Source organism: Mesorhizobium sp. M7A.F.Ca.CA.001.08.2.1 (genome assembly GCF_003998455.1).
GTDB classification, from domain to species: domain Bacteria; phylum Pseudomonadota; class Alphaproteobacteria; order Rhizobiales; family Rhizobiaceae; genus Mesorhizobium; species Mesorhizobium ciceri.
Map to the genome: position 1 here is coordinate 1 of NZ_RZPW01000066.1, position 14247 is coordinate 14247.

A 14247-nucleotide genomic window follows, 5' to 3' on the forward strand; every position below is an offset into this window, starting at 1 on the left:
GGCCATACGTCGGCCGAAATGACCCGCCGCTACCAGCGGCGCAGGGACCGGTTTCGCGTCAATCTCACCAGGGCCAGTGGACTGTAGGCCCCCTCCCCTGGCGGATCGGTCTATCGCCAAGACAGCTGATCCCTCGGCAGCCGACCACTGGGGTCGAATACAGCCACCTTGTGCGGGAGATCGGGGCCCCAGTTCCAAAGGACCAGATTGCGATCCTCCATCTCGGCCCCCGGCGCGAAGCTCGGAACCACGATGCCGGCAACATTTCGGGGTTGCAACCGCTCATAGATGGACCAGGACGCTGGACGTTCTCCGTTGCTGAGAGCCGTCGCCCAGGCACAGGCCATCTCTTCGAGCGTCACAGAAAACTCTCCTCTCCGCTCTTCCGTTGTCAGATCCGCGATGTCGTCACAATCGATCTCATAGGAGCAAAACACGCAGGGATCGATCCGCTGTGCGAAGCCCTGGTTGGCTTCCTTGATCGCTGTCATGATGGTCAGCGCCAGATAGAGCGCCGGCACGCCTTTGGGATTGAATCGAGCCCCTCGGATCGCCGCTCCTTCGCCGGAAGTCGGCTTGAATGCCCAACGTGGATCATGTGCGCGGTAGCAGGTTCCGACGAACCTCACGCAAACCCGCCAACGGCCATGTGATCGAGATAATCACGGACCGCTGCTGCCTTGCCGTCCTTCACCAGCGCCTCAGCGGTGCGTCCCCCAAATGCCGGAAGCGGCTGAGCCCGATACCAGGCCATCGCCTGCTCCTTGCCACCCGCCCATTCCGTCACTCGGCTGATGATCTCGAGCATTTCTCGCAGACGCCCCTGGGTCTTTACCGTGGCGCTACGCTCTGACCGATAAAGCGTCTCGCGTGCAAGACCTGCAGTCTGGGCCAACTGGCCTTTGGACATGCCAAAACCGTCCGCGACCTGCCCAATCGCAATCTTCCCATTCCGGTCCATGTAGGACAAGATGAGAGGTCCATTCTGCTCGGCTATCTTGAGTGCCTGGCCCATGGTGTTCATCCTACCATATCGGGAGTCATATTTCGTGTGCAGAAGATATGGCACTTGTAGACTGTTTTCAAGAACGAACCCGTTCAGTGGCCGCGCCGCAAACCCCGCCGACAGGTGGGAATGTGCCAGGCCACCTCAACAGCACCGGTCACATCCTTACGCCGCTGCCCCGCGATATCTTGCCGCTCATCCGGTCATCCGTGCTGACGCGCCATTGGCTTTCAGCGCCGCCATGAGCATAGGTCCAACAGAAAACTCACCCGCTTTTGCCTTTTCGGTCAGCACGCGCAGATAACCGCCAGCCGAGTTGATATGCTGCGCTCTTTGCAGAATGCAGGCGATCACGATCGCGGCAACTTCCTGGCCCATCACATGGCAAGCCTCCTCATAGGCTGAAGGCGACACGCCAAGGTATCCTCGCACCTGGGCGGCGGTCATCATCAAGTCGCGCCAGCTTCCGATCCCGTTGACGGCATAGTCGGCAATATCGGGACAGGCCCGCAGCACCAGTCCAATCGGGTAGCCTTTCGGCTTCTCGGGGGGGTGGGATGTTGGCTCGGCCTCCGCCCTGCTTTTTTCGAAAGCCGGTTCAAATACAAAAGCGGAGTCTGTGTTTGAATCAGATTGCTGCCGCTCATTATGGGACTCATTGCCGCTAGGATTCTTGGCATTTGTGAAGCTTTCCAGCATCTTGTTGACCGCTTCGTGCAGCTCTACCAGCTCGGCGACGACCCCTTCCAGCTCCGACAGGCCTGCCCGGCGTGGAATTGCGTCCACAATGGCCCGGAACCGCTTCCACAGCGTTCCCCAGTCCCCGGGCACATCCTCCTCGACAGCGGCCTCGATCAGCTTATGGATGTCGCGGCGGTGCAGCGTGATGCGCTCCCGCATCAGTCTGAGCGCCCGACCGTCGGCTCGAACCTGGTCGGCCGCCTGCTGAAACTCCGCTGCCCTGGTGATCAACGGGGCCAGGGAGAAGCCGAAGGCCTCCACCACAGCCCCGCCCGGCCCTTTGCGGGCAAATCTTTTGCCGTTGGCGCTGTCCCTGCGGATGATGAGGCCGCAACTTACCAGTTCCGCCAGGTTCCTGCGCAGCGTGGAATCGGCCATGCCGTGCGCCCGCAGCGATAGCTGAGCGTTGGACGGAAAGACCATCAACCCGTTTTCCTCGCTGATCTGGTCGTCTGGATAAAACGTCAAAAGCCCGCTGAGCACCGCCAGGGCGCGATCGCCGACGCCGACAATCGACTTGCCCTCGCACAGCCACCGATAAACCTGCCATTTCTCGACGACAGACCCCTGAGGTATCTGCCTTGACGCCGTGTTGGCTTTCACCAACGCAAGCGTCATCGGCCGCCGCCCGAAGGGCGTCGTCGCAAACCCACTCTCCATTTCCCTCACCTTTCAATCAGGCAAAAGAAATCTGCTCGCCGAAATGGCGCCACGACTCTTGACAGTGATTCGGGGAAGTGCGATTCTCAGCTTGCTACAGACGAGAAGGGCTTCCGCGACGGCGACGTTCGGGGGCCTTTTTCTTTTGCGGTTTCAGTCTCCTGTTTTCTTGGCTGTTTCCGATTGCCGAAAAGCCTCGAAAAGCTCGTCCAGCCGATCGGTTATGAACGCTCCGAACGGCGAGGCTTCCTTGGCCTTCAGGGCAAGCGTAAACACTTTTCCTGTGTCGGTGATCTTGGCTCGCACGGATCTGTCGTGCGGTGCCCAAGCCTTTTCCTGTGTCTTCGATGCTGCTGGCGCGCGTTTTGCCGGCGCGCTCATGAAGTCGAACAGACGCGCAAATCGTGCGTCACTGCCTGACGTGGCGAACTCTGGACTTGCCACATAGTCGGCCGCCCTGCCCGCGCTATCCGGATGCTCCATGAGCTTGGCGAGCTGCCACCACCGGTCCCGACCAACAGTCTTGGCGGCGCCAATGGCCACAATGACTGGCTCTGGAATGTTGCTGGTAACAGAACGCATCTTCGAGAAGGTCGTGTCATCGAGCGCCAAAGCCGACTTCACCGTGTCGGGCGTGTGGCCGCGCTTGAGAATGCGATCGGCAAACAGGGTCCTTTCGATGAAGGACAAATTGGCCCTTGCGGCGTTCTCTTGGCCCTGGGCAATAACATGATCCTCATCGCCCATCTTCTTGACGACCGCGCGTACTGGCCGTCCCAGCTGGCGGGCAACCTTGACGCGCCGATGCCCGAAGACGGTCTGAAAGCGACCGGAGAGCTCAGGATGAGGCCTGACCAGGATCGGAGAATCTTGTCCTCTTTCCCGAATGGCCGCAAGCAACTCCTGATATGCCTCATCGTCTTCGTCCAGGCGATCCGAAACGAAGGAGGTGTCCACAAATGCCGGATCGAGATCCACGACCGAGCTCTTGGAGAGCTCCTCGAAGGATTGCATGATGGAGCGCGACGCCCCGCGAACGGCATACCCGGATACGTCCTTCGCATCAGCCACTGCCGTCGCAGGGCCCAACACACTGCCGAAAATGTCCCTGCGTGCCATTTAACCGCCTCCAATCGCGGTTAGCGATTTGATTTCAAAGACAAAATTTCCAGTTTTTACTGCCGTAAACTTCGCCGTCATGACCGTCCCCACGCACGATGGATCAGCGTCGCGATTTCAGCATTGACCGCATCGAGGGATTCCAGTGCACGGTCGTAGGTGGAACGGGTAAAGGCCGACTTCTCCACCTCGTAGAGCGTCTGCTTGGTGAGACCCGCGTCCGAAATCGCCGTCGACTTCAACATCGGATTCTCCAGGATCTGGCCGGCAAGCATGGACTGCATGAAGCCTACCATCTGCGCCTGCGGGATATCCGTCGGCTCGTAGCGTGTGATCAGATATCGAAACCAATCGAGCTCGATTGCCGCACCGGCGGCCTTGATGGTTTTCAATATGCCGCCGAGCATGAGCAGGAACTGGCTCATAGACATCAGGTCGAGCATCTGCGGATGAACTGTAATGAGAACCGACGTCGCCGCCGACATGGCCGTCAACGTCAGGTAGCCAAGCTGGGGCGGGCAATCGACCACGACAACGTCATAGCGATCGTCGACCTCCGTTAACGCCTTCGCCATGCGCGTGAAGAACTGGCGCCCGGCATTTGACGTCTTATCCTGCATGGCGAGGGGCGTGTCGTATTCGTATTCCTGCAATTCGAGATTGGCGGGGATGATATCGAGACCTGGAAAATTCGTCGGAAGGATTACGTCCGCAATCGAGCGGCGTTCGTCATCGTAACGAATCGCCTCATAGAGCGAGAGGTTGTTATCAAGTTCCGGCTGGAAGCCATGCAGGGCCGACAGTGAGGCTTGAGGATCGAGATCGATTGCAAGAACACGGTGGCCGGTCAAGGCCAGATGCTGGGCGAGGTGGGCGGCAGTCGTTGTCTTGCCACTGCCCCCCTTGAAGTTGACGACAGCAACGACCTGGAGCTTGTCGCCGGACTTGCGGTGCGGGACATACTTCTTGACTTCGGTCCTGCCATGCTGGTCCAGGAAATGGCGCAGCTCAAGCATCTGCTGGGCAGTGTAGGACCGGCGTCCCGATGGGATCTGCTCGGGCAGGGGGCCCTTGCCCTCCAGATGAAGGCGCTTCAGATTGTTCTGCGAGACACCAAGATAGTGAGCGACTTCTGCCATCGAAAACGAACGCAGCGTCTTCGCCGCATCGGGGGGAAATTTCTCCATCCGAAGCTGGTTAAGGCGCCGTGATATCTCAGCACCCTGCTCGAGGATTTTCTCATCGAACTCGAAGCTCGGTAGCCGCATGGCGATATTCATTCTCGTCGAAAACCTGAATTGGCGCTTTTTGCGATGAAATTATTCAACAAGCGCCATTAAGCTCCGATTCGGAAAGCCCGGCAAGAAGTTTTAGGTTAACAGAAGGTGAACAGCACTAGCGGGCTTCCTTGCGGCCGATTCCTGCTGTCGTCGGATAATGGCGGGTTGTCGTTCGACTGGAACTCTCCCGCTCATCTGGCTAAACGCCTGGTTTTTCTGACACAAAGAGCAGTCTTTACGGCAGTAAAAACCGCCCCATCAGCGGAGCGGCTTAGGGGAGGGGAGGGCGCTTCCACCCGCTCAAGGCGGTAGGCGGGCTCGCTTTGCCGGCTGAGGCTTGGTCGAAGGCATCAAAAGCAATGGCCGACCTCCTCCATCATGACGAGACGCAAACGTCCAAAGCTCGGACCGACCCCAATTCGTCTCTAGCGGCCTCAAACGATATTCGCTGACATAGGGTAGGTCAGCGTGCCTCCTGCAGGTGCGTTTGCATGCGGAGGTCAACCGTTACCCGACTGAAAGCCGATCGCTGGAGACCGCAGTTCGCGCACCATCGTTTTGAGCGGTGCGGGCGAGCGCCCGAAACTTCCTTTATCTGCTCGCCAAGGGAGCGTTCGCAACCGACGAGGGTGCCACCCGAGCGTTGATAGCAGACGCTTGGTGATGAAATCCGGCCTGAGGTAGAAACCGAATTTGTCGGCTCGGGAACAACGATGCCAAGACCATCATTCCCGGCTCTATGGTGTCACTCTTGGCCCTTGAGGTCGCTGTCGCCGTAGGCTGCCGCGGACACCGTTGAACAGCTGATCTCGGGAAGGGGAGGGGGGCTCATCTTCAAGCGGGGTCGGAGGCTTGCCAACGCGCTGTTGGGTGGATTTCATCTCCTGAACGAATTTCATGGAAATCAGCTCATCGACAAGATCCGAACTGGCCTGCTTCATTGCGATTGTAGATGGCATTCATCAGTGAGCCAATGATGACCCGGGCGAGGTCCGGATGGTTCTCGAGTGTGTTGAGTCGACGTTGATGAAGATGTCGATTTTGCCCGCTGCAACCTCGTCGGTCGCAAACTTCTGCCCGAGACGAGCGCGGCGTAGCTCTCGTAGGACAGCCAGTGCGTTTCCCTGGATGCGGCCCCATAGAATGTCTCCGGTGTCATGTTGATGAAGCGGGCGACGTTTTCGCGGACAAATGCGCCTGGCGACGAGTCGCAATCCTGCAATCGGGTCGCAGTTTTGGTTCCGGAACCCATTGCGTCACGCCGCGCAGCAGTGGTTCGACGACGTCGCATGGAGTGGGTGTCGGCTGAACATGACACCGAGCTATCCGCTTGGCCTTCGCCGAATCGAAGCAATTCAGCACGAGCCCAGAGTCGGTGACATCGCCTTATCTGTCCGCCCCGGTCGCAGGCCTCCGACCTTGCGGTTGTGCGCGGCTATCTCCCGCGAGGTCTGTGCGCCCGCGGAGCCGGTCCGCTTTGGGAATTCCGAACTTCGCACAATCTATTCCGAGGGTAGGATCATCACAGCCTTCGTCGGCGGTGTGGTTCCTCCGGGCGACGGCTTCCTTCACTCCAGATTCCCAGGTTCATATGACTCACGCTGGACGGGTTCAGGTCGACGGCATTCTCGGCCTTGCAAGGCCTATCCTCACTTTCATGCTTGAAGCGCTGCATTCGCTTGGTTTCATCACCGGCGGTGTGGCCGCTGGCGCGATCGGCTGCAGCGGAAATCCGCTCGCCCTTTGGCAGCCCTGGCTTGCCTGGGTCGGGCAGCGCAGCGGGGCGAGGGCACATGTCTGTGCCACTCCTGTGGTCGAGGTCGAGGGCGTGAAGGTTGCGCCGCTGATCTTTTACGAGCAGCCCATCGATCGTCGTCCTTGCCATCCAAGAGGCGGGCCGCGCGAGCCTGGGCATCTCTGTTCGGTCTCTATCCAGCCCAATTGATCGTTGACAGAGGCGCTCTGGGAGCCTAGCGTATCCGACTGGTATAACAGGTATGCCACATGATCGGAGTTCTGATCAAACCGCGGAAGCTTTCGGAGGAGGTTGCAGCGCACCTCGAGCGGATGATCCGCAAGGGAGAGCTGGTCGAAGCCGACCGGCTCCCATCCGAGCGGGAACTCATGCGGCAGTTCGGGGTCGGGCGCCCTTCAATCCGCGAGGCCCTGCTGCATCTGAGCAAGATGGGGCTTGTCGAGGTGAAATCCGGCGAGCGCGCCCGCGTCACTCGGCCAACCCCCCAATTCGTGATCGACGCCCTCTCGGGGCCGGCGCGCCACATGATTTCGGCCCCTGGCGGGGTTCATGACTTCCAGAGCGCGCGTTTGTTTTTCGAAGTCGGGCTTGCCCGCAACGCCGCCATCAATGACACGTCAGAGGATATTGAGGGCCTCAAGGAGGCGCTCGAAATCAACCGGCAGTCGATCGGGGACCTGACGCGCTTCGAGCGCACCGATGTGGACTTCCACTACGTGCTGGCGGTGATCACCCGCAATCGTATCTTCACAGCCATTCACGCGGCGTTGGCCGAATGGCTGCTGGAACAGCGGCGCACAACTTTGGCCAAAGGTGAAGACCGAAAGGCCTACGAGGCTCATCGCGAAATCTTTGATGCCGTCGCCGCGCGCGATCCAGACGCCTCCGAAGCGGCTATGCGCAGGCATCTGGAATATGTCTCCAGACGCTATCTTGAAATTGCGGGTGGCAAGGGATGAGCGGCTTCGTGGTCTGGGTCGATTTCCGCCTCAAGCCGGGTGCCCGGGGCAGATTCCGAGAGCTCGTGGACGCCAACGCGACCGCGTCGGTACGCCGCGAAGCCGGCTGCCGCCGCTTTGATGTGACGCAGGCGCGCGGCGAGCCCGACCGGGTCCTGCTCTACGAGATTTACGACAGCGAGGCGGCATTCAAGCTCCACTGCCGGACAGCCCATTTCGAGGAATTCAATTCGCAGAGCGCGCCGCTCGTCGACACCAAGCTGGTGACGATCTGCGACCTTGTTGTCGAAGCTTCGTCTTGAAGAACGCATAGGCGCAATGCGCCCCTTGTGGGCGAACGGGAGGGAAGTTCATGTCGGAGCCAAGTCTCAAGGCGCTAGCGTCTCACAGACGCGTCAAGCTCGGGACCCTTGTCGCCGAGTTCGCGACGCCGGGGATAGGCCACATCCTGAAGTCCGCTGGCTGTGACTTCGCCTTTTTCGATATGGAGCATTCGGGCTTCAGCCTGGAAACGGTCAAGAGCGCGATCCGCTATTTCGAGGCGGCCGACCTGCCGGTTATGGTGCGTGTGCCATCGCAGGACTACCATTTCCTCGCCCGCGCCATGGATATGGGGGCCGAAGGATTAATCGCGCCGATGGTGAGTACCGTCGAGCAGGCGCAGCACATCATCAGTTCCATGAAATACCATCCGGCTGGCGCTCGCGGCGTGGCGCTGCAGATCGCGCATGACCGTTACCGTCCGGGCTCGGTTGCAGATAAGTTCGAGGCGGCCAACCAGCGCTCGGTGTTCATCTGCCTGATCGAGACCGCCGACGGCGTCAAGAACATCGACGGCATTGCGGGATTGGACGGCGTCGATTGTCTGTGGGTCGGTCACTTTGATCTGTCGGTCTCGCTCGGCATTCCCGGCGACTTCGCGCACCCGACCTTCATCGCCGCGATGGCCAAAATCGTTTCCGCCGCCAAAAGGCACAACAAGTCGCTCGGGCGCCTGGTGCCCAACGTCCAGCAGGGCCACGAGTTCTACGCACAAGGCTTCGACTTCATTTGTTATTCGGGCGACGTCTGGATACTGCACGACGCGATCGCCGACGCGGTCTCCAAAATCCGGGCCGGGTGCCAGTAAGAACGGAGGAGAGAATGGGCGACCTAAAGTTCAAGGTGGCGCTTTCCGGTGATTTCCGCATGCCGGACGGCTCGCTGACCTATCCCGACTTCGACCTGGAGCCTCTGCGCAAGGCGCCAGGCCTCGAGATGACATTCCTGGAATCGAATAACCCGCTTCGCGCCGACCAGCTTGAGGACTTCGATGCACTGATCCTTCTCACTCATCGCTTCGTTTCCACGAGTGTCCCCAAGAGCGGTCGGCTGGCCGTCGTTGCCCGCTTCGGCGTCGGCTACGATACTGTCGACGTCGAGGCCTGCACTGCCGCCGGCATCGCTCTGGTCATCACGCCCGATGGGGTAAGACGGCCGGTCGCCGTATCCGTCATCACCTTTATGTTGGCACTCACCGGCAAGCTGTTCACGAAGGACGCCCTCACCCGTAAGGGACCTCATGGCTTCCAGGAGCGCTCCCAACATATGGGTGTCGGGCTCGTGGGGCGTACGCTGGGGTCGCTCGGCATCGGCAACATAGGCGCCGAAGTTTTTCGCCTGGCAAAGCCCTTCGATATGAGATTCATCGCCCATGACCCATTTGCAGACAAGAAGGTCGCTGCCGAACTAGGCGTGGAGCTGGTCGGACTGGAAGATCTGTTTCGTCGCGCCGACGTGCTGTCGGTAAGTTGTCCGCTGACGCCTGACACGCGCCATCTCGTCAATGCCGAGCGGCTCGCCCTGATGAAGCCTACTGCTTACCTGATCAATACAGCGCGCGGCCCGATCGTCGACCAGGAGGCGTTGGCACAAGCCCTGCGGGAGCGTCGTATCGCCGGCGCCGGTCTCGACGTGCTGGAGCAGGAGCCGCCGGATGCTGACGATGCAATCCTCAAACTCGACAACGTCATCCTTGCGCCGCACGCATTGTGCTGGACCGACCAGTGCTTTGCCGGCAACGGCGCTGCAGACGTCAAAGCGGTAATCGAGGTTCAACATGGTCGCGAGCCGCGCGGTGTGGTCAATCGCGAGGTGCTTTCGAGCGAGCGGTGGAAGGATAGGCTGGCCGTTTTCGCGGGCCGCTTCGGAAGCTAGGAGTGCGAGAATTTGGCGCGCCGCCGCGGCCATTGCGGGGGCCTTACGGGAGGAATGCTCGACCGCCGCGCCTGCGGACGAGTGAGCAAATGAGAAAACGGGAGGACCAAGCACTATGAACGATCGTGAAAAACGTGACTTTCAGGCCGGTCTCGAAGCAGAGGTCGACGCCTTCATGCGTGGCGAAACGACCCGCCGGAATTTCATAACCCGCTTCGGCCAGATGACCGGTATGTTGGCAGCGTCTGCACCCATTTTGGGTATGATGACCGATTGGGCGCTGGCGCAGCAGAAGCTCGAACTGGCCGACGCCACGTCGCCGCTGGGACAGGCGCAGGCCGCTGCGCTGAAAGCATCTAAGGAAGGACCGGCGGAGGGCTCCGCCTTCCGCGCGGTCGAGGCGGCCAAGGCGCATGCGGGCGTCACGATCAACATGACCTACGAGGCAGGCCTGCAGGCGCTCGATCCACGCAATTTCAGTGGGCCGATGTGGGAGCAGCTTACGGGCATGAAGTCGAATGTGGTCGAACTGTCGAATCCCGATCAATACTCCAAGGCGGTCGCCGAGCACATTGCCGGCTCAGGCGCCTATGACGTGCTCGACATCTCGCCAGCCTGGACACCGTCGCTCGCCGATGGCGGCGTCATCGCACCTCTCGACGACTATATCGCCAAATATATGAACCCTGCAGACCTCGAGGACTATCATCCTCTCTACAAGGCGCTGCCGACCTACAAGGGAAAGATCTGGGGCTTCTTCGACGACGGCGACATGTTCGCTCTCTACTACCGCAAGGACATCTTCGAGGATCCGAAGATGATGGAGGCCTACCAGACCAAGTTCAACGCGAAGCTCGGACCACCGAAGACCTGGGAGGAATATGCTCAGATCGCCCAATTCATCACCGACCAGATGGCACCGAAGGTTTATGGTGCAGGCCACTTCCGCAAGGCGGGCAGCCCGGGCAATCAGTTCGACTTTCTGCAGCAGTACCGTGCCAACGGCGGGAAACTGTTCGGCGACGACATGAAGGCCGGCTTGGTGTCGGATGCGGGCGTCAAGACGCTGACGAACATGCTCGCGGCCAACAAGGCCTCGATCCCCGGTAACAACGAGCTCGACGCCGTCTCCCTTTGGGCGGCATTCCTGACGGGGAAGGTTGCGATGATCTATTCCTGGCCTCCAAGCGGCCGGATGGCGGCGAACTATTCGCAATCCGCCACGGCGATCAACTTCATTCCCCAGTCGCAGATCGCTGGCAAGGTTGGCTATGCCGTCGTGCCGGGCAATCCGGAACATGCCACCGGCTACAACAAGGCGCTGTCGGCGGATTCGCCCAATCCGGAGGCGGCGTATCTGTTCATGCAGTGGGCCTGCTCGCCTCCCGTCTCACTGGCGCGCTGCATGTTGCCCTATGCGCTGCGCGACCCATACCGCATTTCGCATTTCAAGTCGGAGCTCTATGGAGCACTGTTCCCGAGCGCCAAGGAGTACCTGGCCAACCTCAACAACTCGGCGAATGTCGGCCTGCTCGACCCGATCATGCCAGGTGCGCAGGACTATTTCTTGAGCATCGACCGCATGTGCACCGCAGTGTGGGCTGGTGCGGATCCGAAAGCATCGCTGGAAACGGCGGCCGCCGAGTGGAACGAGACGACCGATCGGCTCGGGATGGAGTCGCAAAAGGCATTCTACACCGAGTTCCTGAAACTGCCCGGCGCCACCGCTGACAACACAGTGGAGAAGCTTGGCATGGCAGTCACCCTCTGAGACTCGCCTGGAGGGGAGCCGGGTTTCTAGCACCAGACCGGTGTTGCGGGCGCTTCGCTCGCAACACCCTGGCTCAACCGCGTGGCGATCTTTGGAATAAATCGATGCCGCACACCACCACGATCAGTCGCATGACGACCACCGGCGCCCCGCCTCGGCTTTCGACCCTCGCACAGTGGGCGGACCGCCACTTCAAATGGCTTCTGGTCGCGCCCGCGGTGCTGTTGATACTGGCGCTGTCGATCTATCCGCTGCTGTTCTCACTGGTCGTGTCCTTCATCAACTACGACTTCCAAGTGCCAGGCCACGCCTTTGTCGGCTTGAAAAACTTCGAGCGGGTGGTGTTCGATTCCGTGGCACGGTGGTCGCTCTTGCTGACGGCCTGCCTGTCGAGCATCAGCGTCGCCATCGAATTCGTGCTGGGCCTTCTGGTGGCGCTCACCATGGTGCGCAGCTTTCCGGGGCGCGGTGTCGTCATGTCGATCCTGATCGTGCCGCTTTTCATCAGCCCGGTGATAGTCGGCCAAGCGTGGACGCTGCTGCTTCAGCGGCCTTTCGGGCCAACCAACTACATCCTGACGCAACTGTTGGGGCAGGAGGTGACGATCGGCTGGATGACCGAGCGCCCATGGCTTTATGTCTCGCTGATCATCGCTGATGTCTGGCAGTGGACTCCGTTCATGTTTGTCGTCCTGCTCGCCGGGCTTACCGCAATCCCTCCGAACCTCTACGAGGCGGCGGAACTCGACGGCGTCAATGCCTGGCAGGCCTTCTGGGCGATCACGCTGCCGCATCTCGGGTCTATGATGCTGCTGGCGTTGACCTTCCGCCTGCTTGACGCCATCCGAATGTTCGATACCATTTTTATCATGACCGGCGGCGGCCCGGGTACGCAAACCTACACGGCTTCCTACTATCTCTACACGGTCGGCTTCACCCAGTTTCATCTGTCGCAGGCGACGGCCGGAAGCTGGCTATTCCTGATTTTCACCGCGCTGGTAGTGACGCTGCTGGTGCGGCGGCTCTTGAAGGTGGAGCCGGTCTGATGGCCGCCGTCGCGCCCGCCCGCCGCAGGAAACGCCGGTCGGTGCCGATCGGTCGCATGCTGCTGCTCGGCTTCTTCCTCGTGTTCGTGCTGTGGCCCCTCTACTGGATGTTCAACACCTCGATCAAGCCGAGCGACGACTACCTCACCGTGCCGCCCGTCTGGTTCCCTGCCGAGCCGACCCTTGTACACTACAAAGCTGCGCTGTTCGCTTATCGCGGCCTCGACGGGCTCATCAACAGTCTGATCATTTCGCTGTCGGCCACCGTGCTTTCAGCGTTGTTGGGCACGCTGATGGCTTATAGTCTGGCGCGCTACAACACGGGCGGCCAGCACCTGTCTTTCTGGGTGCTGTCACAGCGCTTCCTGCCACCAATCGGCATCGTCCTGCCGGTATTCCTTATCTATCGTGGCGTCGGGCTGTACGACACCCATATTGGTCTGATCATCGCCTACACGGTCTTCACGCTGCCGGTGTCGGTGTGGATGATGTTCGCGTATTTCCGCGGCATGCCGAAGTCGATGGAGGAGGCGGCCCTGGTCGATGGCTGCACGCGTTGGGAGGCGTTCTGGCGCGTTGCCGTGCCGCTTGCCGCCCCGGGCATCGTCGCGGCGGCCGTCTTCGCTTTCATCGCTTGCTGGACGGAGTTCTTCTTCGCGCTCATTTTGACCAGTCGAACTGCGTTCACGCTGCCAACCGTATTCCGCTCCTTCATCGGCTTCCAGGGCGCGCAATATGGTGAAGCGGCGGCCCTGGCCATTGTTTCCCTCGTGCCATCCATCGCTCTGGGAGTCCTTGCTCAACGACATCTCGTGCGCGGGCTGACGCTCGGCGCCGTTCGCGGATAGAAAGAGGCAGGCATGGCTGAAGTCAGGATCACCGGCTTGCACAAGCGCTACGGCGCCTTCCATGCGGTGCGCGGCATTGACCTCCACATTCGCGACGGTGAGTTCACCGTTCTGGTCGGCCCGTCCGGATGCGGCAAGAGTACCCTTTTGAGGACGATTGCAGGACTGGAGGAGAGTTCGCAAGGCACGATCGAGATTGGCGGCGAGGTGGTCAATGACTTGCGGCCGCGCGATCGTGACGTGGCGATGGTGTTTCAAGACTATGCGCTCTATCCACATATGAGCGTGGCGAAGAACATCGGCTTCGGTCTCAAGGCGCGCAAGATGCCGAAGCCCGAGGTAGAGGCGCGCGTTGCCGAGGCTGCGCGTATGCTCGGCATCATCCCCTTGCTCGGGCGATTTCCACGCCAGTTATCCGGTGGGCAGCGTCAGCGCGTCGCCATCGGCCGCGCCATAGTCCGCAACCCCCGCATCTTTCTGTTCGACGAGCCGCTGTCCAATCTGGATGCCCAGCTTCGCGACGAAATGCGCGGCGAGATCAAGCGCCTTCACCAGGACATCGCCACGACGATGATCTACGTCACCCATGACCAGATCGAGGCGATGACACTGGCTGACCGCATCGTGCTGATGCGCGACGGGTTGATCGAGCAGCAGGGCGCGCCACTCGAACTGTTCGAGCGCCCCGCCTCGATCTTCGTCGCGGGCTTTCTCGGTTCCCCACGCATGAGCTTCCTGCCGGGCACGCTGGCTTTGGACGGGAGCGCCGCCGCCATCCGGCTGGCCGATGGTCTGCTGCCGATCGCCCCCGGGCGGACTCTAAATGGCGCTATAGATGGGCAGTCGGTGCTGCTCGGGCTGCGCC

General features: G+C 60.5%; 14 protein-coding genes and 1 pseudogene. 9 read left to right on the plus strand and 6 right to left on the minus strand.

The genetic code is table 11. From position 1 onward, the window contains the following. Window positions 1-110: 110 nt before the first annotated feature. From EN914_RS06525 to EN914_RS39135, 6 genes and pseudogenes are all read right to left on the minus strand, one after another. Window positions 111-629, minus strand: a complete 519-nt coding sequence (locus EN914_RS06525) for an RES family NAD+ phosphorylase (RefSeq protein ID WP_024504464.1) — start codon at window positions 627-629, stop codon at window positions 111-113. Further along, the gene (locus tag EN914_RS06530) at window positions 626-1015 is read right to left on the minus strand and encodes an MbcA/ParS/Xre antitoxin family protein (protein WP_013525331.1); all 390 of its coding nucleotides are present in this window, start codon (window positions 1013-1015) and stop codon (window positions 626-628) included. The genes EN914_RS06525 and EN914_RS06530 overlap by 4 nt, the downstream gene beginning before the upstream one ends. A gap of 186 nt (window positions 1016-1201) precedes the next feature. Continuing rightward, the gene (gene repC / locus EN914_RS06535) at window positions 1202-2407 is read right to left on the minus strand and encodes a plasmid replication protein RepC (protein ID WP_013525330.1); all 1206 of its coding nucleotides are present in this window, start codon (window positions 2405-2407) and stop codon (window positions 1202-1204) included. Between the two features lie 153 nt (window positions 2408-2560). Next, on the minus strand, window positions 2561-3526 hold the full coding sequence (gene repB, locus EN914_RS06540) for a plasmid partitioning protein RepB (RefSeq protein WP_013525329.1): 966 nt from the start codon (window positions 3524-3526) through the stop codon (window positions 2561-2563). A gap of 77 nt (window positions 3527-3603) precedes the next feature. Beyond that, entirely contained in the window at window positions 3604-4806 is a 1203-nt protein-coding gene (gene repA / locus EN914_RS06545; protein ID WP_013525328.1) for a plasmid partitioning protein RepA, read from the minus strand. 939 nt (window positions 4807-5745) lie between these two features. After that, window positions 5746-6051 (minus strand): annotated as a pseudogene (locus EN914_RS39135) (type IV secretory system conjugative DNA transfer family protein); the annotation flags it as partial. A gap of 346 nt (window positions 6052-6397) precedes the next feature. Here EN914_RS39135 and EN914_RS38705 point away from each other — a divergent pair. The 9 genes from EN914_RS38705 to EN914_RS06595 all read left to right on the plus strand — a co-directional run. Beyond that, window positions 6398-6751: a hypothetical protein gene (locus tag EN914_RS38705; RefSeq protein ID WP_206521691.1), complete on the plus strand. Its 354-nt coding sequence runs from the start codon at window positions 6398-6400 to the stop codon at window positions 6749-6751. Between the two features lie 59 nt (window positions 6752-6810). Then, on the plus strand, window positions 6811-7521 hold the full coding sequence (gene nanR / locus EN914_RS06560) for a transcriptional regulator NanR (RefSeq protein WP_127389028.1): 711 nt from the start codon (window positions 6811-6813) through the stop codon (window positions 7519-7521). Next, on the plus strand, window positions 7518-7823 hold the full coding sequence (locus EN914_RS06565; RefSeq protein ID WP_013525326.1) for a putative quinol monooxygenase: 306 nt from the start codon (window positions 7518-7520) through the stop codon (window positions 7821-7823). The genes nanR and EN914_RS06565 overlap by 4 nt, the downstream gene beginning before the upstream one ends. Before the next feature lie 50 nt (window positions 7824-7873). Continuing rightward, the gene (locus tag EN914_RS06570; RefSeq protein WP_013525325.1) at window positions 7874-8650 is read left to right on the plus strand and encodes an HpcH/HpaI aldolase/citrate lyase family protein; all 777 of its coding nucleotides are present in this window, start codon (window positions 7874-7876) and stop codon (window positions 8648-8650) included. A gap of 14 nt (window positions 8651-8664) precedes the next feature. Then, window positions 8665-9717: an NAD(P)-dependent oxidoreductase gene (locus EN914_RS06575; protein ID WP_024504467.1), complete on the plus strand. Its 1053-nt coding sequence runs from the start codon at window positions 8665-8667 to the stop codon at window positions 9715-9717. 115 nt (window positions 9718-9832) lie between these two features. Then, the gene (locus tag EN914_RS06580) at window positions 9833-11488 is read left to right on the plus strand and encodes an extracellular solute-binding protein (RefSeq protein ID WP_024504468.1); all 1656 of its coding nucleotides are present in this window, start codon (window positions 9833-9835) and stop codon (window positions 11486-11488) included. 104 nt (window positions 11489-11592) lie between these two features. Continuing rightward, window positions 11593-12534 carry a carbohydrate ABC transporter permease gene (locus EN914_RS06585; protein WP_024504469.1) on the plus strand — a complete coding sequence of 314 codons (942 nt, stop codon included), beginning with the start codon at window positions 11593-11595 and terminating at the stop codon, window positions 12532-12534. Continuing rightward, window positions 12534-13382, plus strand: coding sequence for a carbohydrate ABC transporter permease (locus tag EN914_RS06590; RefSeq protein WP_013525321.1), 849 nt, complete (start codon window positions 12534-12536; stop codon window positions 13380-13382). Before EN914_RS06585 ends, EN914_RS06590 begins: the two co-directional genes overlap by 1 nt. Window positions 13383-13394: 12 nt before the next feature. Beyond that, a partial coding sequence (locus tag EN914_RS06595) for an ABC transporter ATP-binding protein (protein ID WP_127389029.1) occupies window positions 13395-14247 on the plus strand: 853 nt, incomplete at its 3' end.